This window comes from Vibrio profundum (assembly GCF_050337555.1).
Taxonomy (GTDB): domain Bacteria; phylum Pseudomonadota; class Gammaproteobacteria; order Enterobacterales; family Vibrionaceae; genus Vibrio; species Vibrio profundum.
In genome coordinates this window covers 146560-168343 of record NZ_JAKJTA010000007.1, presented here as the reverse complement: position 1 = coordinate 168343, position 21784 = coordinate 146560, and the positions used below count along the sequence as shown (strand labels likewise).

The 21784-nt window shown below is 46.0% G+C and carries 17 protein-coding genes and 1 other annotated feature; of the genes, 10 read left to right on the top strand and 7 right to left on the bottom strand.

The features are described from left to right. The first annotated feature begins 323 nt into the window (after positions 1 to 323). Positions 324 to 441, top strand: a sequence feature (Thr leader region). A gap of 20 nt (positions 442 to 461) precedes the next feature. From thrA to thrC, 3 genes are read left to right on the top strand one after another with little or no spacing between them, the layout of a single operon-like run. Beyond that, positions 462 to 2921 carry a bifunctional aspartate kinase/homoserine dehydrogenase I gene (thrA, locus tag L4C34_RS08315; RefSeq protein WP_428788875.1) on the top strand — a complete coding sequence of 820 codons (2460 nt, stop codon included), beginning with the start codon at positions 462 to 464 and terminating at the stop codon, positions 2919 to 2921. A 3-nt stretch (positions 2922 to 2924) separates the two neighbouring features. Continuing rightward, positions 2925 to 3893, top strand: a complete 969-nt coding sequence (thrB, locus tag L4C34_RS08310) for a homoserine kinase (protein WP_428788874.1) — start codon at positions 2925 to 2927, stop codon at positions 3891 to 3893. After that, positions 3890 to 5167, top strand: a complete 1278-nt coding sequence (gene thrC, locus L4C34_RS08305; RefSeq protein WP_428788873.1) for a threonine synthase — start codon at positions 3890 to 3892, stop codon at positions 5165 to 5167. Before thrB ends, thrC begins: the two co-directional genes overlap by 4 nt. 104 nt (positions 5168 to 5271) lie before the next feature. Here the strand turns inward: thrC and L4C34_RS08300 are convergent, their stop codons facing one another. From L4C34_RS08300 to mtnN, 4 genes are all read right to left on the bottom strand, one after another. Next, complete coding sequence (locus L4C34_RS08300) at positions 5272 to 5892, bottom strand: trimeric intracellular cation channel family protein (RefSeq protein WP_428788872.1); 621 nt, start codon at positions 5890 to 5892, stop codon at positions 5272 to 5274. 66 nt (positions 5893 to 5958) lie between these two features. Then, positions 5959 to 6783, bottom strand: coding sequence for a vitamin B12 ABC transporter substrate-binding protein BtuF (gene btuF / locus L4C34_RS08295; RefSeq protein WP_428788871.1), 825 nt, complete (start codon positions 6781 to 6783; stop codon positions 5959 to 5961). A gap of 2 nt (positions 6784 to 6785) precedes the next feature. Beyond that, positions 6786 to 7739, bottom strand: a complete 954-nt coding sequence (locus L4C34_RS08290; protein ID WP_428788870.1) for a cobalamin biosynthesis family protein — start codon at positions 7737 to 7739, stop codon at positions 6786 to 6788. A gap of 99 nt (positions 7740 to 7838) precedes the next feature. Next, positions 7839 to 8537, bottom strand: a complete 699-nt coding sequence (mtnN, locus tag L4C34_RS08285; protein WP_428788869.1) for a 5'-methylthioadenosine/S-adenosylhomocysteine nucleosidase — start codon at positions 8535 to 8537, stop codon at positions 7839 to 7841. A gap of 200 nt (positions 8538 to 8737) precedes the next feature. On the opposite strand from mtnN, the gene rpsO reads away from it, so the two are divergent. The 3 genes from rpsO to nlpI all read left to right on the top strand — a co-directional run bounded on the left by rpsO (position 8738) and on the right by nlpI (position 12439). Beyond that, positions 8738 to 9007: a 30S ribosomal protein S15 gene (gene rpsO / locus L4C34_RS08280; RefSeq protein WP_428788868.1), complete on the top strand. Its 270-nt coding sequence runs from the start codon at positions 8738 to 8740 to the stop codon at positions 9005 to 9007. Positions 9008 to 9278: 271 nt separating this feature from the next. Next, entirely contained in the window at positions 9279 to 11405 is a 2127-nt protein-coding gene (gene pnp / locus L4C34_RS08275) for a polyribonucleotide nucleotidyltransferase (RefSeq protein WP_428788867.1), read from the top strand. A gap of 131 nt (positions 11406 to 11536) precedes the next feature. Next, a complete protein-coding gene (nlpI, locus tag L4C34_RS08270) occupies positions 11537 to 12439 on the top strand; it encodes a lipoprotein NlpI (RefSeq protein ID WP_428788866.1) in 903 nt (300 codons plus the stop codon). Positions 12440 to 12550: 111 nt separating this feature from the next. Here the strand turns inward: nlpI and L4C34_RS08265 are convergent, their stop codons facing one another. After that, positions 12551 to 14569, bottom strand: a complete 2019-nt coding sequence (locus tag L4C34_RS08265; protein ID WP_428788865.1) for a sensor domain-containing protein — start codon at positions 14567 to 14569, stop codon at positions 12551 to 12553. A gap of 328 nt (positions 14570 to 14897) precedes the next feature. Between L4C34_RS08265 and L4C34_RS08260 the strand changes: the two genes are divergently transcribed. The 3 genes from L4C34_RS08260 (at position 14898) to rimI (ending at position 16377) form a co-directional block, all read left to right on the top strand. Beyond that, the gene (locus L4C34_RS08260; RefSeq protein ID WP_428788864.1) at positions 14898 to 15401 is read left to right on the top strand and encodes a GNAT family N-acetyltransferase; all 504 of its coding nucleotides are present in this window, start codon (positions 14898 to 14900) and stop codon (positions 15399 to 15401) included. 111 nt (positions 15402 to 15512) lie between these two features. After that, positions 15513 to 15932 (top strand): DNA polymerase III subunit psi, encoded by a 420-nt coding sequence (locus L4C34_RS08255; protein ID WP_428788863.1) that lies wholly within the window; start codon positions 15513 to 15515, stop codon positions 15930 to 15932. Further along, the gene (gene rimI / locus L4C34_RS08250) at positions 15919 to 16377 is read left to right on the top strand and encodes a ribosomal protein S18-alanine N-acetyltransferase (RefSeq protein WP_428788862.1); all 459 of its coding nucleotides are present in this window, start codon (positions 15919 to 15921) and stop codon (positions 16375 to 16377) included. Before L4C34_RS08255 ends, rimI begins: the two co-directional genes overlap by 14 nt. 9 nt (positions 16378 to 16386) lie before the next feature. Here rimI and L4C34_RS08245 read toward each other — a convergent pair whose 3' ends face one another. Beyond that, complete coding sequence (locus L4C34_RS08245; protein WP_428788861.1) at positions 16387 to 18456, bottom strand: EAL domain-containing protein; 2070 nt, start codon at positions 18454 to 18456, stop codon at positions 16387 to 16389. A 375-nt stretch (positions 18457 to 18831) separates the two neighbouring features. Here L4C34_RS08245 and prfC point away from each other — a divergent pair, with 375 nt between their 5' ends. After that, positions 18832 to 20421, top strand: coding sequence for a peptide chain release factor 3 (gene prfC, locus L4C34_RS08240; RefSeq protein WP_428788860.1), 1590 nt, complete (start codon positions 18832 to 18834; stop codon positions 20419 to 20421). Between the two features lie 118 nt (positions 20422 to 20539). On the opposite strand, the gene srmB is transcribed toward prfC, so the two are convergent. Continuing rightward, positions 20540 to 21772 (bottom strand): ATP-dependent RNA helicase SrmB, encoded by a 1233-nt coding sequence (gene srmB / locus L4C34_RS08235; protein ID WP_428788859.1) that lies wholly within the window; start codon positions 21770 to 21772, stop codon positions 20540 to 20542. Positions 21773 to 21784 lie beyond the last annotated feature (12 nt).

Below are 21784 nucleotides of genomic sequence, written 5' to 3'. Positions count from 1 at the left end.
CCTCCTTCGCATATCATTGCTTATTGTTATTTTTTTCTGCAACTTTAAGTAAAGCACAAGATTTTCATGAGCGCCGATCGTTTATAGAGTATTTAGTTATACCCAAGTGGGTTCGAGGTGCTGGGTCAGCAAGCTAGCTGAACTTTGTATCTACCGTTGATTTCTTTTCGGTGAACGAGTTTTTTGGTTATTTTGGTGCGTTTTAATTAGAGTTTTACGGGATTTGTTACTTTTCCATTGACGGAGCAGGGCAAAGTGCGGTAAAGGTTATAAAGACAGCAAGCAGACGTGACGAAGTAGCACAACCATAATGAAATTTAGCCTCAATGTGATGAATACCACAACCATCATTATTACCGACACTTTGGATGTTGGGGCAGGCTGCTGAGCGAAAGAACTCAAAAAAAGGCCTGTATCTCAACGGATACAGGCCTTTTTTTATACGAAAAATGGAGAAGGGAATGCGAGTATTGAAGTTTGGTGGTTCGTCTTTGGCGGACGCGGAGAGGTTTTTAAGGGCGGCGGAAATTATTCATGACAACGCTCGCCAAGATGAAGTGTCCGTGGTGCTTTCAGCGCCAGGGAAAACCACGAATCAATTGGTTTCTGTGATTTCCAGTGCGCTGAGAAATGGAGACTCTGAGTTGCAGCTTGCCGAGCTGGAGTGCGCGTTTCAGTCACTATTCAATGATATTCAAGCTATTGTCCCTGAAGTTGATGGACGAGGATTTTCTCAGCAAGTAAAGGACTCGCTCTCCCAGTTGAGGCAATGCGTTCATGGGATAGGTTTGTTGGAAACCTGCCCTGATAGCGTCCATGCCAGAGTCATTAGTAAAGGAGAGCGGATCTCGGTTGCTTTAATGCAGGCAGTATTGGCGATAAAAGGACAGCCGGCCAAAGTATTAGATCCGGTGCAATATTTGGTGGCTGAAGGGGATTACTTAGAAGCCATGGTGGACATTGATGCGTCCAGTGAAAATTTCAAACATCAGCCTTTGGAAGCTGGGGTGGTGCATTTGGTACCCGGTTTTACAGCAGGCAATAAGAAAGGTGAGTTGGTGACTTTGGGCCGCAATGGATCTGACTATTCTGCCGCGACCCTTGCTGCGTGTTTAAGGGCTGAACGCTGTGAAATATGGACGGATGTTGATGGCGTTTACAATTGTGACCCTCGCTTAGTTGAGGATGCTCGGTTGCTGAAATCTCTGAGCTATCAGGAAGCGATGGAGCTGTCATATTTCGGTGCATCGGTATTGCACCCCAAGACAATCGCGCCGATTGCTCAATTCCATATTCCTTGCTTTATCCGTAACAGTTTTAATCCAGAGGCTGAAGGTACGTTAATTGGTCCGGAATCCAGCGAAGATCGAGCAGCGGTAAAGGGTATCACCACACTGAATAATCTGACGATGGTGAATGTATCTGGCCCGGGCATGAAAGGGATGGTCGGAATGGCGAGCCGAGTGTTTGGTGCCATGTCATCGGCAGACATTTCTATTGTGTTGATTACTCAGTCGTCATCGGAATACAGCATTAGTTTTTGTATTGACCGTGAGGACAAACAGCAAGCTGAACGGGTGCTACGCAATGAATTTGAACTAGAATCCAAACACGCCTTACTTGAACCTATCGACTTTATCGACAACTTATCCATTATTACCTTGGTCGGAGATGGGATGCGCACGTCGCGTGGCGTTGCTTCGCGCTTTTTTACTTCGTTAGCAGAAATTAACGTCAATATTGTTGCCATTGCTCAAGGCTCTTCCGAACGCGCTATCTCAGCCGTTGTTCCTGAAGATAAAGTCACTAAAGCTATCAAGGTTTGTCATGAGAATTTGTTTAACGCCAAACACTACCTCGATATCTTTGTAGTCGGTGTTGGTGGCGTTGGTGGAGAGTTGGTCGATCAGATCCAACGCCAACAAACCAAGCTAGCGGAGAAAGGTATTGTCATTCGCGTGTGTGGCCTTGCGAACTCGAAAGGGGTTTTGCTTGATGGCGACGGTTTGCCACTGGATCATTGGCGTGATCGAGTCAAAGGGGTCAGTGAAGAGTTCACGGTTTCCCGCTTGGCCGCATTGGTACAGCGTAATCATATTATTAACCCTGTGCTGGTGGATTGCACCGCCAGCGAACAGGTTGCGAATCAATACGCGGACTTTTTGTCTTCAGGTTTTCATGTGGTCACACCAAATAAAAAAGCCAACACAGTCGATATGGCTTACTACCAATTGCTCCGTGAGTCAGCGCAGCGCTCTCGTCGTAAATTCTTATATGAGACAACGGTAGGTGCAGGCCTTCCCGTAATTGAGAACCTGCAAAACTTGTTGTCGGCGGGGGACGAGTTAGAGAAATTTAGCGGTATTTTGTCGGGGTCATTATCGTATATTTTTGGCAAGCTAGATGAAGGCATGACGTTCAGTCAAGCAACTCAAGTGGCTAAAGAAAATGGCTTTACTGAGCCTGATCCTAGAGATGATTTATCGGGATTAGACGTTGCACGTAAATTGCTGATCTTAGCACGAGAAACCGGGATGGAAATTGAACTAGATGATGTACAAATAGAATCGGCCTTACCCCCGGGCTTTGATTGTAGTGGTTCTGTCGCGCAGTTTATGCAGCGTTTGCCCGATGCTGACTCGCAAGTGAAACTGCGAGTAGAACATGCTCGCGCTGAGGGCAAAGTGTTACGTTACGTTGGAGAAATCTCTGATGGTCGTTGCCGAGTCTTTGTGAGTGCGGTGGATGACGACGATCCTATGTTTAAAATCAAAGATGGTGAGAACGCATTGGCGTTTTATAGCCGTTACTACCAGCCGATCCCATTGGTTCTACGAGGCTATGGCGCAGGTTTAGAGGTGACCGCAGCTGGCGTGTTTGCTGATGTCATGCGTACGCTGGGTTGGAAGTTGGGAGTATAACTGATGCAAGAAACAAACAGTGTAGCGGTATACGCGCCTGCGTCCATCGGCAATATCAGTGTTGGATTTGATGTGCTTGGTGCAGCGGTGTCGCCGATTGATGGATCTCTACTCGGCGACCGAGTGTTAGTCGAGTTGGGCTCGGATCCTTTTTCTCTGAGCACGCTAGGCGAGTTTGCGCAGAGGCTGCCAAGTGATCCTAAACAAAATATTGTTTACCACTGCTGGCAAACCTTTGTGACTGAATTGGAAAAAGGTGGTCACCCGATAAAAAATGTCGCGATGACATTGGAAAAGAACATGCCGATTGGCTCTGGGCTAGGCTCGAGCGCTTGCTCGATTGTTGCCGCGCTCGATGCGCTCAATCGCTTCCATGGTCAGCCTCTTGGCGAAAAAGCGCTGCTGACACTCATGGGTGAGATGGAAGGAAGAATTTCCGGAAGCATCCATTACGATAATGTGGCGCCGTGCTATCAGGGAGGCGTTCAGCTGATGTTGGGAGAGCTAGGAATTATTAGCCAGTCAGTTCCTAGCTTTTCGGAATGGTACTGGGTGATGGCATACCCCGGAATCACAGTGTCTACCTCCGAAGCAAGAGATATATTACCAAGGGTATACGCTCGTCAGGACATCGTCGCACACGGCCGACACTTGGCTGGTTTTATTCACGCATGCCATACCAATCAACCTCAACTTGCCTCTACGATGATCAAAGATGTAGTGGCTGAACCATACCGTGAGCAGCTGTTACCTAACTTTGCTCAAGCACGTGCGTTCGCCTCATCTCAAGGGGCATTGGTGACTGGAATTTCTGGTAGTGGCCCCACTTTGTTTAGTATCTGCGATACATTGCCAGTCGCCAATGACGTCGCGGATTGGTTAACCCAGCACTACTTGCAAAATGAAGATGGCTTTGTCCATATTTGTCGTCTCGATACCGAAGGATCTCAAGCAATAGGAACTCAGCTATGAAGCTTTACAATATCAAGGAACACCAGCAGCAAGTCTCATTCTCACAAGCTGTCCGCCAGGGGTTAGGTCGAAATCAAGGTCTATTCTTTCCTAGCCAATTGCCTTCCTTTGACAACATAGATGCCTTGCTGGAGAAAGATTTTATTTCTCGCAGTGGTGAGATTTTGTCTACTTTGATTGGTGATGAATTACCCCCTGAGCAAGTCACGGCCATGGTTGACGCCGCATTTCGCTTCCCCGCGCCAATCAATCAAGTGGAAGATAATGTTTATGCACTCGAGTTGTTTCATGGTCCAACTCTAGCGTTTAAAGATTTCGGTGGTCGCTTTATGGCGCAAGCGCTCGCAGCGGTTTCTGATTCGGGCAAAGTCACTATCCTGACGGCAACCTCGGGAGACACTGGAGCTGCCGTAGCACACGCTTTTTATGGTATGGACAATATAGATGTGGTGATCTTGTATCCTCAAGGAAAAATCAGCCCGCTTCAGGAAAAGCTGTTTTGTACTTTAGGCAAAAATATCCGCACCATCGCGATTAAAGGTGATTTTGACGACTGTCAGTCCTTAGTAAAGCAGGCGTTTGAAGATGAAAGCCTCAAGCAAAAGATCGGCTTAAACTCTGCCAACTCTATTAATATCAGCCGCCTAATGGCGCAGATTTGTTATTACTTTGAAGCGTTTGCTCAGCTGAAAAAATCACAGCGTAGTGATGTGGTGGTGTCGGTGCCAAGCGGCAACTTTGGTAATCTAACCGCAGGGTTGCTGGCTAAAGCGATGGGGCTGCCCATTAAGCGCTTTATTGCTGCGACCAATGAAAATGACACTGTCCCTCGTTATCTAGAGACCGGTGATTGGCAGCCGAAGCCAACGGTTGCCACCATGTCGAATGCGATGGATGTCAGTCAGCCTAATAACTGGCCGCGCGTTGAAGAGCTGTTTAAAACTGAGCAATGGTCGCTCGACGAGTTGGGCAAAGGAGCGCTCAGTGATGAGCAAAGCGCACAAGGAATACGGCATCTGTATCAACTCGGCTATCTGTGTGAACCTCATGGTGCCATTGCGTATCAAGTGTTGAAACAGCAGCTAGCAGAAGGTGAAACCGGCCTGTTTTTATGTACCGCTCACCCTGCTAAATTCAAAGAAGTGGTTGAGGACGTGCTACAAACCGAGATCGACTTACCCGACGCACTGGCCCACCATGCTAAATTGCCGCTGCTTTCTGAGCTAATGGAAAAAGACTTTAATCTACTTAGGGATTACCTGCTGAAGCTATAGCTTGTCCATTATAGCTTTTCTATATTATAGCTGTTTTATTTATAGCTATAGTATTGGATCTGTTTCGTACGGTGCTGCCGCTGTCACTTTTTCTGGGATAAAAATCATTTATGCCCAGAAAAAGCTGGCAAAGATACGTGCCAGCGAATGGCCGCCAATCGGATAGCCAGAACCGTCATGACGCACGCAAGGAAAGCACTCGAGCTATCATAACCCAGCGCCAAAACGGCAACGTGAACGCCGCCGCCGGCGATACAGGCGGTGGCATAAATTTCACTACGGAAAATCATCGGCACTTCGCGTGCGAGCACATCGCGAATAATCCCACCGCCACACCCTGTAATCATCCCCATAATGATGGCAATAAGGCCTGAATGTTGATACATAAGTGATTTTTCTACGCCGATACCCACAAATGCCGCGAGGCCAATCGCATCACAAACGGGCAGCAGCCACCACGCGACTCGTTTTGGTCGGCGTACCAGTAAGATCGTCAGAAAGCACGTCAGCAAAATATCCCAAATATAAGTGGTGTCTTTGATCCAAAATACTGGCGTGGCACCCAAAGATATATCACGAATAGTTCCGCCGCCAATGGCGGTAACGGTCGCTAGTACCACGGCACCGAATGGGTCCATTTTGAGCCTACCGGCAAGGAGGACGCCTGAAACTGCAAAGACAGCGGTTCCAAATAAATCAACCATGTACAGAAGTGAGGTGTCCAAAGCTAGTCTTCCCATTCGCTCGTAAAAATAGTGGCAGGAATTGTACGCAACTTTATCCGGCAAGTGTTAATGATTTTGCCGTATCGCCTCCAACTTTTGACACACGTCTTGGACCACTTTTAACGTGCGTAGCGTGGGGCGGTTTAGCCAGTCGGCATTGAGCTGTGTTACGTGATGCTGGTTTATCGCGGGAACGAATGCCTGCCAAGTTCTCCACATCGCATACACATTCTTTGGAGAGTCGGTGCTAAAGATGGCTTGTGGCTGCGCGATTAGCACCTGCTCGACGCTAATTTCAGGATAAGGCGCTTCGCTGTCAGCAAAGGTATTTTTTCCACCGCAAAATTGAAATACTGGGCTAGGCCAGCTTGATTTCGCCATTGTCATCATGGGTTTGCTGCCCATTAAATAGAGATATGGGACAAGTTGTTTGGTGTGATAATGCTGGGACAGCTTGGTTAGTTGTTCGGAGAAAGCTTGCGCCGCTTGCTGACCTTTTTTCGGATCTGCGCTGTATTGGCTTAAGTCGCGAATCGTGGTGGCGATATCGGGCAATGTTTGAATGCGTAGGTAGTAAATGTGTACCCCAAGTTGCTTAAGCTTAATGAGCTGTTTATCGGGATTAGCGGCTCGCCAAGCGATAACTAAGTCGGGCTTTAGGGCGAGAATTCGTTCAATATTGATGCTTTGGTAGTTGGCAACACGCTCGATATTTTTAGCCTGTTTCGGGTAATCACTATAATCGCTGACACCGACAATTTCCGGGCCTAGGCCAGCAGAGAAAGCCAGCTCTGTCGCGTTTGGGGTGAGGGTGATGACTCGTTTGGCTGGTGAGGCGGCGTACGTAGTTGCGATACAAAAAAGCGACAGTAGCGCCGTCAATATTTTCAATTCTAGATACCTTGATAAATCACGCCCAGTAAGCAGCTTTGGAGCACTATCCAGATAATGATACGCCATGCTAATAACTGCTTTATTTGAGCTAAGTGGATAGCGGAAGGTGCGATGCGACCGCCGATTTTACTTCTTATTCTTTTTTTGCCGCGATACATCGCTGGGCCGCCGAGTGATAATTGTAGCTTGCCGCCAACTGCAATCAGCAGCCAAGAAGGTCCGGGGAGAGGCCAGCTACTGGCTTGCTGGCGAATTAAGCTCAGCGCATAGCCTGCGCGTTGCCCAATACTGACTAAACTGGCGAACAGCCGCATCGGCACAAAATCTAGCACCGCTAATATTTTAATGGCGGGCAGGCCGAAGGGAGAAAACTCATCGCGCGACGGTGACCAAGTGCGTGCCAACTCTACCATCATACGATAGAGAAAAGCCCCAATCCCACCTAGTAGTGCATACCAAAAAAGGACACCGATTACGTTGCGGCCATAACCCATCACCAGAGTTTCTGCGCCAGCCTTGCCTAGCCCTAGTTGAGATAAAGGGCTGGTATCTCGGTTAACGAAGGGCTGAAGAGCGAGTCGTGCTTTCGGTTTGCTATCTTGTGCGAGCGCTGAAATTAAGGCTTTTGCCAGTTTATCGTTGTTACGCCAGTCTAATGCCAGCATCAATAAAGCCAGTTGAAAGAGCTGTGGGTGCCAGACTAACGGTTGCAGGGCGATAAATAATGCGGCCGCGGGCAGGCACATGAGCATCCAAGCTAGCGTGCCAGAGAGAAGTTGCTGCGAGTAGTGTGTACTCGTATTAACCTTATCTGACAGAATAAGGGCAAATTTTTGCCAAATCAGCATAGGGTGAACTGCACGGGGAAGAGGCAGAAAAAAATTGGCAATCAGAGCACCCCACAATACAAGTAGAGTGCCATTTGAATACCAATGAGATAAAAAATCGTCCATGATTATGTTTCGCTACCTTACCTAATTTATCGACTTAAGCATGCACTGAGCAGGAGGCTCAATGACTGTTTATGCGCGCCGTTTTTTTATTTACGACGTTTATGCGCGTAATAAGTCCAGCATTTTGAGCACCATTTCTGACGAGCTTTGTGCCGCTAGTGGTAAAAACTCATCGAAGCTCATTGGTGATTCTTTATCGGCAACATCAGAAATAGCACGTACCACAACAAATGGTACATTGAATTGGTGACAAGCTTGGGCGATCGCTGAGGCTTCCATTTCTACGGCAATCACGCTAGGGAAATGCTTGCGGATAAATTGCTGGCGCTCTGGAGTGCAAACAAAGGTATCGCCTGTACAGATTAAGCCGCGTACCGCATGCTTGTCTTTCATTAGAGTTAGCGCTTGCTCTGCCACGTCCATTAATTTGTTGTCTGCGACAAACGCAGCCGGTTGGCTGGCCATTTGGCCAATTTCATAACCAAAAGCAGTGACGTCAGCATCGTGGTGACGAACTTCTGTTGAAATAACCACATCACCTAGATTTAGGCTGGCATCAAATCCACCCGCTGAACCTGTATTAATGACACAGTCTGGTTGGTGTTGTGCAAGCAATAGACTCGTGCCGATAGCGGCAGCCACTTTGCCTATTCCAGATTGTAGCAAGACAACATCAACGCCGTTAATGGTACCAGTGTAGAAAGTACAACCTGCTTTTACTTCTTCTATGCAGTTTTCGATCTGTGGTTTTAGAATGGCGACTTCTTGTTCCATTGCGCCAATAATGCCGATTTTCATAGTGACTCTTTAATAAATTTAAAAGGAAAAAGTGCCTAAAGTGTATCACGTTACACTTTGCATCTGCCACGCTCGGCATTGGAGGTAAAATAGATATTGCGAAATGCAGACGCTTTTTTTATAATCCGCGCTTCGCGTAGCGGCTGAATCAGAGATTGGCTGTTACATTTTTACTTATTACTCTTACTTAGGAGAGATTTATGTCTCTGAATGCAGAAACTAAAGCAGCAATCGTAGCGGAATACGCTCAATCTGAAGGCGACACTGGTTCACCAGAAGTTCAAGTAGCACTACTTACAGCTTCTATCAACCACCTACAAGGTCACTTCAAAGCGCACAAAGGCGATCACCACAGCCGTCGTGGTCTACTACGCATGGTTTCTAGCCGTCGTAAGCTTCTTGACTACTTGAAAGGTAAAAACCTTTCTCGTTACCAAGATCTAATCAAACGTCTAGGCCTACGTCGCTAAGATTAGTTTGTACAAAAAAGGGGCTATATGCCCCTTTTTTGTTGCCTATATTTTCCCAAATACCGGATAACTAGTTTATACTACGTCCGGCAATTGTCGCTGTGCGACGATCTAAATTTAACCTCTTGGCATTGCAGTCACCGAAGACGACCGGAAGGTCGCGACTATTAAAAGCAGTCTAATTAGTAGTGTGCTTTCACTAGTCGCGATTTGTAGTGCTCTGAGTCAGTAATTAATTCAATCTAAGTGTTACTTAGAGCAAGGAAATACAATGTTCGAAAAACCAGTTGTAAAAACATTCCAGTACGGTAACCACACGGTTACTCTAGAGACTGGTGTTATCGCTCGTCAAGCAACCGCTGCTGTGATGGTCACTATGGATGATACGGCTGTATTTGTTTCAGTCGTTGGTAAGAAAGAAGCCGTTGAAGGTCAAGATTTCTTCCCGCTAACAGTAAACTACCAAGAGCGTACTTACGCTGCAGGTAAAATCCCTGGTGGTTTCTTCAAGCGTGAAGGCCGTCCTTCAGAAGGCGAAACACTAACGGCACGTCTAATCGACCGTCCAATTCGTCCTCTTTTCCCTGATTCATTTAAAAATGAAGTACAAGTTATTGCAACGGTAATGTCAGTAAACCCTGACGTTCAACCTGATATGGTAACAATGATCGGTACTTCTGCAGCTCTTGCTATCTCTGGTATTCCATTCAATGGTCCTATCGGTGCTGCACGTGTTGGTCACATTGATGGTCAGCTTGTTCTTAACCCAAGCAAGACAGAACTAGAAGCATCAAAACTTGATCTTGTGGTTGCTGGTACTGATAACGCAGTACTAATGGTTGAATCTGAAGCAGACAACCTAACTGAAGAAGAAATGCTATCAGCAGTTATCTTCGGTCACGACCAACAGCAAGTTGTTGTTAATGCAATTAACGAGTTTGCGGCTGAAGTTGCAACTCCAGCATGGGAATGGCAAGCACCAGAAGTTAACGTTGAACTTAAAGCTCGCGTTGCTGAACTAGCAGAAACTCGCCTTTCAGATGCATACCAAATCACTGAAAAAATGGCTCGTTACGAGCAAGTTGGCGCAATCAAGAGCGATGTTGTTGAAGCGCTACTAGCACAAGACGAAGAGCTAAACGAACGCGAAATTCGCGGCATGCTAGGTTCTCTTGAGAAAAACGTAGTACGTAGCCGTATCATTGCAGGCAACCCTCGTATCGACGGTCGTGAAAAAGACATGGTTCGTGCTCTAGACGTACGTACTGGTGTTCTTCCACGTACTCACGGAAGCGCGCTTTTCACTCGTGGTGAAACTCAGGCGATTGTAACTGCGACTCTTGGTACGCAGCGTGATGCTCAAATCATTGACGAGCTAACGGGTGAACGTAAAGATAACTTCCTACTTCACTACAACTTCCCTCCATACTGTGTGGGCGAAACTGGTTTTGTTGGTTCTCCTAAGCGTCGTGAAATCGGCCACGGTAAACTAGCAAAACGTGGTATTGCAGCAGTAATGCCATCGGCAGATGAATTCCCATACACAGTACGCGTAGTATCAGAAATCACTGAATCAAACGGTTCATCTTCAATGGCTTCTGTATGTGGTACTTCTCTTGCTCTTATGGATGCAGGTGTGCCAATCAAGTCTTCTGTTGCGGGTATCGCAATGGGTCTGGTTAAAGAAGGCGACGACTTTGTTGTTCTTTCTGACATCTTGGGCGACGAAGATCACCTAGGTGACATGGACTTTAAAGTAGCAGGTACTAACGAAGGTATCACAGCTCTTCAAATGGACATCAAGATCGAAGGTATCACTAAAGAGATCATGCAAATTGCGCTTAACCAAGCTCAAGGCGCACGTAAGCACATCTTATCTGTAATGGATCAAGCGCTTTCTGGTTCTCGTGATGATATCTCTGAATTTGCTCCTCGTATCCACACAATGAAGATCAGTTCTGAGAAGATCAAAGACGTGATCGGTAAAGGTGGTGCGGTAATTCGTGCGCTGACTGAAGAGACTGGCACGACTATCGAGATCGAAGACGATGGCACAATTAAGATTGCTGCAACAGAAGGTACTGCTGCGCAAGAAGCAATCCGTCGTATCGAAGAAATCACAGCTGAAGTTGAAGTAGGCACTATCTACACGGGTAAAGTTGCTCGCCTAGCTGACTTTGGTGCGTTTGTTACGATTCTTCCTGGTAAAGATGGTCTAGTACACATCTCTCAAATCGCTGAAAAACGCGTTGAGAAAGTGTCTGATTACCTAACTGAAGGTCAAGAAGTTCAAGTTAAAGTACTTGAAATTGACCGCCAGGGACGTGTTCGTCTAAGCATGAAAGAAGCGGTTAAGCCAGCTGAAGTTGACGGTAACGTAGCTTCTGACGCTGAGTAAGTGTCTTTAGTTCACATGACGTAGTTGGGTTTTCCCCGCTATGCTTAAAGCATGTTATAAATGGGAGCGTAATCGCTCCCTTTTTTATGCGGGTCAACCCAGTGTTTTAGCTGGAGTATAGGAGTATGACGGTGAAAAGGATTCTAACCGTAATCGCAAGTGTGGCTATGTTGAGCACACTGAGTGGCTGCGCGACTCAAAAAAGCCAGTGGCTTTCTCCGCCAATGGCTATCCCTCTACAAGTTAGTGCAAAAAAAGAGATCCAAATTGCTCAGCTTTCTCAACTCATCCAACGCAAAAATTTAGACGATCGTGTACGCGCTAAAATGTTGTTCGAACGCGGTAGTTACTATGACAGTGTCGGTTTGCGCCTGCTTGCCAGACTCGATTTTGATCAATCTTTAGCCATCGATCCCGCACAGTCAGATGTTTATAATTTGCTCGGCGTTAATTTTACTGAGGAACAGCAATACGATGATGCGTATGAGTCTTTTGATTCGGCACTAGAGCTTAATCCCAAGAACCTTTATGCCCTGCGTAATCGCGCTATTGCCCTGTATTACGGTGGCCGCTATGAACTCGCGCTGGCAGATTTGCAGAGTTTAACCAAAGACGGTGAAGCCGATCCATTCATCAGCTTGTGGCGCTATATCGTGGAGTACCAGTTGAATCCAGTCAAGGCACGGCAAGAACTGTCACAAGCGTATGATGTTAAACATCAAGGTTGGGGATGGTTTTTGGTTGCGTTGATGCTAGATAAAGTCAGCAATGAAGAAGCCCTAAAGATGATTGTGACGACTTCTCCAGATAACGCAGTATTGGCAGAGCGATTAACCGAGACCTATTTCTATATCGCTAAACGTTACCAATTGTCAGGCGATCTCAAAACGGCTTACAGCTTGTATAAAATCGTATTGGCGTCCAATGTCTACGACTATATTGAACACAAATACGCATACATTGAGCTTGATCGGATTAAGCAAGAAGTGACGAAGAAAAAGCAGGCCGAAGTTAGCGCGAAACCCGTTCATTAATTCAGGCGGTTTAATCTTTGTAAAATTAAACTATTTCAGCAGAACAACCAAGCTTAGTCCTATGTCCTTGAAATATCCAAGCTGCGTAAAGTTGCTTGGATATTTTACTCTCTAACGTCGTTTTCGCTGGGCGGCAAAGAGTTTTTCTGCTGCGTGGCGAGGCTGCGGAGTATGAAAATAGAAACCTTGCAGGATATCACAGTTCAATTTTTTCAATAGGCGAGCTTGAGGCTCTGATTCAATTCCTTCTGCAACAACTTTAAGATCAAGGGCTTGGCCCAGGTTGATTATGTTCTCAACCACCGTTACCTGACGAGGTAGCGAGTCGAGATCATCAATAAAGGCTTTGTCTATCTTGACTTCATCTACTGGGAAGTGGGCGAGGTAAGAGAGTGAAGAATAGCCAGTACCAAAGTCATCAATAGACAAAGAAAATCCAAGTGCTTTGATTGCCTTGAGCATCTTAAGAGTATGCATACTTTCACTCATGATGGTACTTTCGGTAATTTCAAAAGCGATGAACTTAGGATCGACATGAGTGTCACTAAGTAACTTTTCCATAAAGCTAAGGAGCTGGGTATTATGGAACTGCTCCGGGGAGAGGTTAATTGCAATTTTACCGGGTAAAATACCTTGTTTTATCCATTGCTGAGCGGCTTGGAATACTTCACGCATCACGACTTGACCTATGCTTTCAACCAGACCAGCACGTTCAGCGATAGGGATGAACTCTCCAGGGCTTACGTAGCCCTCAACAGGATGTTTCCATCGAACCAAGGCTTCAGCACCGACTATCCCTCGATTTTGGCTATCGACTTTAGGTTGATACCAGACTTCTAGCCCAGACTGCTGTAGTGCCTTCTGCAGTTCAATTTCTACCCAAAGCCGCTTTCTGGCGTCTTTATTCATTTGTTCATGGAATTGCACGAGTCGGTTGCGACCCGAGCTTTTGGCTTCATACATTGCGGAGTCGGCGTTTTGCAGCAATATTCGAGCAGTATCTCCGTCTTTTGGAAACCCTACACTGCCGATAGAGCAGGCGAGTCGTTTACGAAAGTATTGAAGGTCAAAGGGCTGGTTGATGGCATTTATAATTGCTGAACTAGTGCTGCTGACCAAATCCACAGCGTATCCTTGTGGAAGGATCACACCAAATTCGTCACCTCCCAAATGTCCGATGACGGCGGGAGGGCGAAACAGATCTTGCAGCCTGACCGCGACTTCTTTTAGCACCATGTCGCCAATCTGGTGGCCGAGTGAATCGTTAATATTTTTAAAATTATCAATATCTAGATACAGTAAGCAAAACTGGCTATGTAATTCAACGAGTTGATCGAGTTGCTGGCTAAAACCGACGCGATTATATAAAGAAGTGAGCGGGTCTATATGCTCCACTTGAACCTGTTTCTCAGCATTCGTGTCGCAGCGTTCATGGAGCAGAATCAGTTGCGCATCGCTTCCGAACAAGGGGATTTGCGCCGCTTGTAGTGTTATTTCTCTAGCATGCTTGCGCGTGTAACAGTTGAGTGGTCCAGAATTAAGCTGAGCACAAATGTCTTGCGTAAATGTATCGTGTGTTAAAGCTGAAACTAATAAATGTCGCAGAGTATTACCAAGCAGTTCATTTGGATGACGGAAGCCAAGTAGTGTTGCTGCCGTTTGATTAGCTGAAAGGATGCAGTCGTCCTCTGCCGTTAAAATAGCAGACTCTCCAAAAGAAGCTAAAGCATGGAATGTTTGTTCGCTTTCAAATAAGCGTTCTTTCAGTAGTTGTTTGTCGGCAATGTTAACGGCTTGAAGTGCAATATATTGGGAGTTATCTGGAAGATAAATTGGGGTTAGTGCGACCTGTAAGTGGATGAGCTGTTTCGGGCCCTGAAAGCAAATCTCGGTGAGTTGCGGCTCACCTTGCAGGGCTTGCTGGCAGTAGGGAGAGAGTGAGGTATAAGCGGTATGCCCAATTGTTTGGTTCAGATGTCGGCCGCTCAGTTGCGAGGCGAACTCTCCGACTAGCGCGGCGTAGCCCTGATTAACCATGAGATGACGAAATTCTTGGTCTAAGATTGAGAATATGAAAGGGCTGTTCCCAACGACAGTATCAAACCAATGTTGCAGCTTTGAATAATCCATAGTGTATTACTTGTCTTCCCTTTGACGAATGCATGCCCCCACACCGCATAGATTGCTGGCGTATACCGTCAATTAGCGTATACCATCAAATATAAGCCTTGTATTGATTGCGCGCGATTGTTTTTTTCCGCTGTTATAGCTGTAAGTGGAAATCTCCTTCAGTTAATCTCGTGCCCTAGTAGCCCAAAGCTTATGATAAAGCGTACAATAGTTCCGTTCTCCCTTGCTTCTTTAATATGGTGGCTCCGCTGCTTTTTGGGAAGTGGACTAGTGGAAGTACATACATCAAGATAAATCAACGTACACCACTCATATAATGAGGTCAGTTATGCTTATTCGAACCGAGTCACCCGCTGATATTTTGGTGATCGATCAATTACTCAAACGTATTTTCCCAACTGAGGCTGAGGCTAACTTAGTTATGCAACTTAGGGAAAACTCACATTTGACCTTATCTCTGATTGCTTGCAGTGAAGAGGGAGAAATAGTAGGTCATGTTATGTTTAGCCCTGTCATGCTGGATGAGGAAGATCACTACTGGCAAGGGCTTGCTCCGTTGGCGGTAGCGGCCGAATACCGACAGCAAGGGATAGCGTCGTCATTGGTCACAGAGGGATTGTGTTCTTTGAATGAACTAGGATATCCAGCTTGTGTTGTTTTAGGGGATCGTAGATTTTACGAGAAGTTTGGTTTTATTCCAGCACATCCTAAAGGCTACCGAAACCAATGGGTACAGGATGGCGATGCATTTCAAATTGTAGAGTTACATACAGGGGCGTTAGACAATAAATCTGGGCTCGTTCGCTATTGCGCCGAATTCGATACGCTGTAATAAATGGACTGGCGTCTGGCGTTTAGCGGCAAAAATTCTTGAACTGAGGTTAGAGGTTGTTGTGATAAAACGAAGTTTGTTAAACTGCGCGAAACCAGACAGGAATGCTCCATGAGTCAAATCACACCGAATCTGCATCATCAGCAATTTTTAACCGAAATGGGGATCACCTCATGGCAGTTAATGCATCCTGATCGTCTAGAAAAAGGCTCAACAGAGGCTTTGCTGTTACCGCTGGATTGTCAGCTTTTATTTGTTTCTTCTGAGCCTCCGTATGGAGCTCTGGCTACTATGTTTGGTAAGATTCTTAAGAGTTTTCACCTTGAACTTAGTCAGGCACGCCATATTCTGCCCGAGCACCTTAGCTATTTATCGCAGCATCAGCTGGAATGGATATGGTTTGCGGGATGTGATGTACAGCATGATACCAAGTTGAAAGTGCTTTCTAGCCCCACATTAAGTAAAATTGAAGGAAATCCCCAGCTAAAGCGACAGCTTTGGCAGCAAATCTGTGCTTATGAATCAAAATAATCAGTTTACCTTAGAGCCGTTATCTTCTTGTCATTTGAAGGAGATTCAGCGAATTGAAACACTCGCTCACTCGCACCCGTGGCCGGAATCTTTACTTAGCGATGTCAACTCAAGAGGTGCGTGTCACCATGTGTTATTGGCTGGAAACCAGTTGGTGGGTTATTTTTACGCGCAGAGCATTGTCGGAGAAGTCACTCTATTGAACATTGCCGTGGACCCTAACCAGCAAGGCCAAGGTTATGGTAAACAGCTATTGGAAGGCTTTTTGTCTACCTGTGAAGAAAAAAAAGCCGAAAGTGCGTGGTTAGAAGTGCGACAAAGTAATGAGCGGGCTTTTCAGTTATATCAGACGTGTGGCTTCAACGAAGTCGACCGACGGGTAAATTATTACCCCACAGCCTCAGGACGAGAAGATGCGGTTATTATGAGTTACATGTTTTGGTAATTCGTCTTATTAGCTAGTAAGGCGCTCTGTTGCAGGCGGCTCCGGCTGATAAACAAGTGGCTCAACTTGGTATTGATTAACCGCAAACCGTTTGACCAGCTCTTCAGCCGCAAGAGGTTTGTCGAAACCAAATCCTTGGAATTGATGACAACCGAGTTGCTGCAACGCGTGCAGTTCAAATCCGTCTTCTACCCCTTCTGCAATGATCTCGAGATTTAATCTGTGCGCGGTCATGATGATAGTATCAACGATGGCTTGGTCGCTTTCATTGATATGTAACTGAGTGACAAAGGATCGATCGATTTTGAGCATATCGACGGACAGGTGCTTCAAGTAACGCAGAGAAGAATAACCAGTACCAAAATCGTCGATGGATATTTTTAGTTTGTGTTCTTTTAATTCGGCCATTTTTTTGACTGCTTTTTCGATGTTTTCCAATAATAAGTTTTCGGTGATCTCGAGCTCGATGTGTTCGCCGCTGATCCCCGCTTGAGCGAGACAATCGGTAATATGTTCAACAAATGAGTCTTGAGCAAATTGCAGCGGACTAATATTGATCGCGAGACGATCAAAGCTTTCAGGTAGAACGCCTTCTTTACTCCATTGGGCATATTGGTAACAAGCCTGCTCAATAATCCAATCACCAATCGGTAATATCTGCCCCGTTTCTTCCGCAATAGGCATGAAGGCACCGGGAGGAAGTAATCCTTTTTGTGGATGATTCCAACGTATTAGCGCCTCAACTCCGACAATTTTCTGCTCGCTATTCACCTGAGGTTGATAGTAGAGCTCTAATTGACCTTTGTTAATTGCTTCGTGTAGTCCTTTTTCCGTTTCTAAGAAAGACTCTACCTGAGCGTGCATTCTTGGTTCATAGAGTACGTGGTTATTACGTCCATCAACTTTGGCGCGATACAGGGCCGTATCAGCTTGGCGAAGGACTTCGATATTGGTGTTGCTGGTGACTGGAAACTTTGAAATACCAATACTGACAGTACAGTAGAGCTGGTGATCATCAACGGAGTATGGGTTTGAAATCAGCGCAAGGAGCTGCTGGGCAATATCATTGGTATCAACGTTTTCCAGATTAGGCACAAGCACAGCGAACTCATCTCCGCCAATACGAGCAGCGACATAGCCGGGCTGGAGCCAAGCCTTAATTCGCATTGAGATAGCTTTGATCAAGTTGTCGCCAATGTCGTGGCCGAGAGAGTCGTTAATCGTTTTGAAGCGATCAAGGTCTAGATAGAACAAAGCGCCGGTTGTTTTGCTTTCAAGCGAGAGTTCAATGGATTCTTCTACAGTTTGCAATAGTAGGCTTCGATTCGCTAAGCCTGTGAGTGAATCGTAATAAGCCAGTTGGTTTAACTTTTCCTCAGCAATCTCTCTTTCCTTCCACATATCATGGAAGGTTTCAGCCAGCTCTTTCAGTTCATTTTCTAGATGCTGAGTTGGAGGAGGAGGCACTTCTTTTTTCGTTTCTAATGATCTCACCCAACGACTTAAAGTCATTAACGGCTTAGATAACTTGTAGTAGAAAAAGAACAAGAGAATGGACGTTAGGATAATATTTCGTAGCAGGTCAAATAGAATGATTTTGTTAGTAGTGACGATGAACTTGCGCGCAATACTAGATCCGTCTACGGAGAAGGTGAGTTGACCGACCACAATATTAGAATGGGGTTGGTGAAGATCTGCTTGATAAATAGGGTTGCTAGGGGTTAAAAACTGCGACAAAGCGGCGATAAAGCTATTTTGCTTCGGTAAAATTTTGTCTTTTTCGCTGAGAATGTCACCGAAGTCATCGGTAATTTTGACATGAAATATCGCAGGGTCGGTCATGAGGCGGGTGGTTACTTGCTCTGCCAATAGGTGATTTAAGTGGTATGCCGCCTGACTCGCATTGGAATAGTTTTGTAACAGTTCAAAGCGATACTCTTCAGACACTCTCAATTGCTCTTGATGAAGGTCGAGTAAAATCTGATAAAAGCTAAAGCATAGCCCTAGTGCGACAGAGACTAGGAACACGGTTTTTGCTTGCTTAAAGGCCAACGAATTGAATCGATTTCTCTTGGTCATAACTGGCTCAGCTTATTTCTACTCCTTTTATTTATAGCGCAGTTTGTTGATAAGTTATAAGGACTGGGATTTTATTATTCATTTTTCTTAGACATAACAGCAATTTTCTGTGTTGTGGCGCTACTATGCCTACTCAAGTGGAGGGTTAAAGTCGTTGGGAAGGGGAAATTACTGCATGAGGTATAGCCACATGCTGGGATCTTTAGCAACTCATTGCCGTAATTTATTGCTGAAATAGGCATCTTAAGGTTGCTAGGGTATATAAGATCGGCGAAAATGACGGCCAATTAGGATTAACTGAACGAATTGGTTGAATGGCGCTCAAGTAGAGGCGCAAAGTTGGATACCAATTCGTCTCGCAACTGAAGAGTATCCATGGCAGATCAGACTTTCCTCGATGAGGTTAATAAACGCAGAACGTTTGCAATCATTTCCCACCCTGATGCGGGTAAAACCACCATCACTGAAAAGGTGCTGTTATTCGGGCGCGCGATTCAGTCGGCGGGAACGGTAAAAGGTCGTGGTTCAAACCAGCATGCAAAATCAGACTGGATGGAGATGGAAAAAGAGCGTGGTATCTCGGTAACAACCTCCGTGATGCAGTTTCCGTTCAATGATTGCCTCGTTAACTTGCTTGATACTCCTGGACACGAAGACTTCTCAGAAGATACGTACCGTACTTTAACGGCAGTGGACTCGTGCTTGATGGTGATCGACGCGGCGAAAGGTGTTGAAGACCGTACGCGCAAACTAATGGAAGTCACTCGTCTGCGTGATACGCCTATCGTTACCTTTATGAACAAACTTGACCGTGATATCCGTGATCCAATGGAGCTGTTGGATGAAGTGGAAAGCGAGCTGAACATCGCGTGTGCGCCAATCTCTTGGCCTATCGGTTGTGGTAAAGAGTTCAAAGGTGTGTATCACATTCACCGTGATGAAGCGATTTTATACAGCACAGGTCAAGGCCATACGATTCAAGAAGAGAGCATCATTAAAGGGCTCGATAACCCTGAATTGGATGTAGCTGTGGGTGAAGAATTAGCTGAGCAACTGCGTGAAGAGTTAGAGCTCGTGCTCGGTGCATCGCATGAATTCGACCGAGAGCTATTCTTGGAAGGTGAATTGACGCCAGTATTTTTTGGTACTGCACTGGGTAACTTTGGTGTGGATCATATGCTGAATGGCTTGACTGAATGGGCACCAGTCCCTCAAGCGCGTAAAGCAAATGAGCGCGGCGTGGAAGCGGAAGAAGAGAAGTTTTCTGGCTTCGTATTTAAGATCCAAGCCAACATGGATCCAAAACACCGTGACCGTATTGCCTTTATGCGTATTGTATCGGGTACATATAAGCAGGGCATGAAGATGAACCATGTCCGTCTTGGTAAGCAGATCAATATTTCTGACGCTGTGACCTTTATGGCGGGTGACCGCTCTCGCGCAGAAAATGCCTATGCAGGTGATATTATCGGCTTGCACAACCATGGCACTATCCAAATCGGTGACACCTTTACTCAAGGTGAAGCACTCAAATTTGCAGGTATTCCAAACTTTGCCCCTGAGCTTTTCCGTCGAATCCGCCTGCGCGATCCACTAAAGCAAAAGCAGCTGTTAAAAGGCTTGGTTCAGTTATCGGAAGAAGGCGCGGTGCAGGTATTCCGTCCAATGCAAAACAATGATTTGATTGTGGGCGCGGTAGGTGTGCTTCAGTTTGATGTGGTGGTTGCTCGTCTTAAATCAGAATATAACGTTGAAGCGATTTATGAAAGTGTCAACGTAGCAACCGCTCGCTGGGTTGAATGTGACGACGAGAAAAAACTAGAAGAGTTTAAGCGTAAGAACCAAGCTAACTTGGCGTTAGATGGCGGCGATAACTTGTCTTATGTCGCCCCAACGATGGTGAACTTGAATCTAGCGAAAGAACGTTTTCCTGACGTGCAGTTCCGTGCAACTCGCGAACACTAATCTGATTCGTTTCGCCAGTGAATAGGTGGAGTCAGTACAATTAAAAATGCCGCTCAATGTGAGCGGCATTTTTGTTTTTTGTGTTTGAAAGAGCTGAAAGGCGCGCTAATTCATTCCTTTATTTGTTTTTCTTAGAGGATTTCTTTTTGCCTTTCTTCGCCGTTTTCTTGTTGGCGTCTTTTTTCTTTTTCTTAACTACCGTTTTTTTGTGTTGCGGGCGAAGCTCTTTAATAAAGCGTTCTTTAATTTCTTCTTTGATATATCTGGCAACACGCTCAAGCATTGCCTGGTCGTGCGCTTCGACTAAAGAAATCGCGTTGCCTTTTTTACCTGCACGTGCGGTACGGCCGATACGGTGCAGGTAAACGTCAGCTGTTCTTGGCATGTCGTAGTTAATCACATGGCTAACATCGGGCAAGTCGATACCACGCGCTGCTACGTCAGTTGCTAGTAATACGTTCACAGTACCGTCACGGAAGCGAGTGATGGCATTGTTGCGTCGATCTTGTGGCATTTCCCCTTGAATCCAAGAACAAGGAATTTGGGCTTGCTCTAGCTCGACTCTCAATTCAGCTAAACGCTCGCGGGTTTTGAGGAATATAATGCTGCGTTCAGCTTGATTAGTCAGTATATGCTTTAGCATATCCAGTTTGTGCGGCATGGAGTCAGCACGATGATACCACTGCGAGATTTTTTTGCGTTCACGCCTTGGCGGCTCCGCTTCTACCTTCGCGGGATCTTTAAGCAGATCGGCAGTAAACCCTTCCACGCCTCGGCCTTCCAAAGTAGCCGAGAACAATAGCGTTTGCTTACGCCAGCGACATTCTGTCGACAAACGATTGACTGCTGGGGCAAAACCCATGTCCAGCATACGATCCGCTTCGTCAAGGATTAGCCATTCAATAGCGCGGCAGTCAAAGCGTTCTGATTGAATATATTCCTGTAAGCGACCTGGTGTCGCGACAACGATATCTTGCGATGTGGCTAAGATGTCTGCATGTTCTTGGTATTGCACGCCGCCCGTAATAGTAAAAACTTTAAGGTTAGTATGCTCAGCCAATTGCTTTGTGTGTTCTGCAACTTGCATGGCAAGCTCACGCGTTGGGGTCAAGATCAATATACGAGCTGGCCCTGATTTTTTACGCGGGAAGTCGAGTAGATATTGCAATGCTGGGATGGCAAAAGCTGCGGTTTTTCCTGTCCCCGTTGGCGCGGAAGCAAGAATATCTTTACCTTCCAGTGCTTGTGGGATCGCTTGAGTTTGGATTTGTGTTGGCCGTTCATAGCCCATCCCTTCTATGGATTTCAGTAGGGTAGGGTCTAGATCAAGGTCAGCAAAAGTTTTGATCACTGTAGTTCTCCA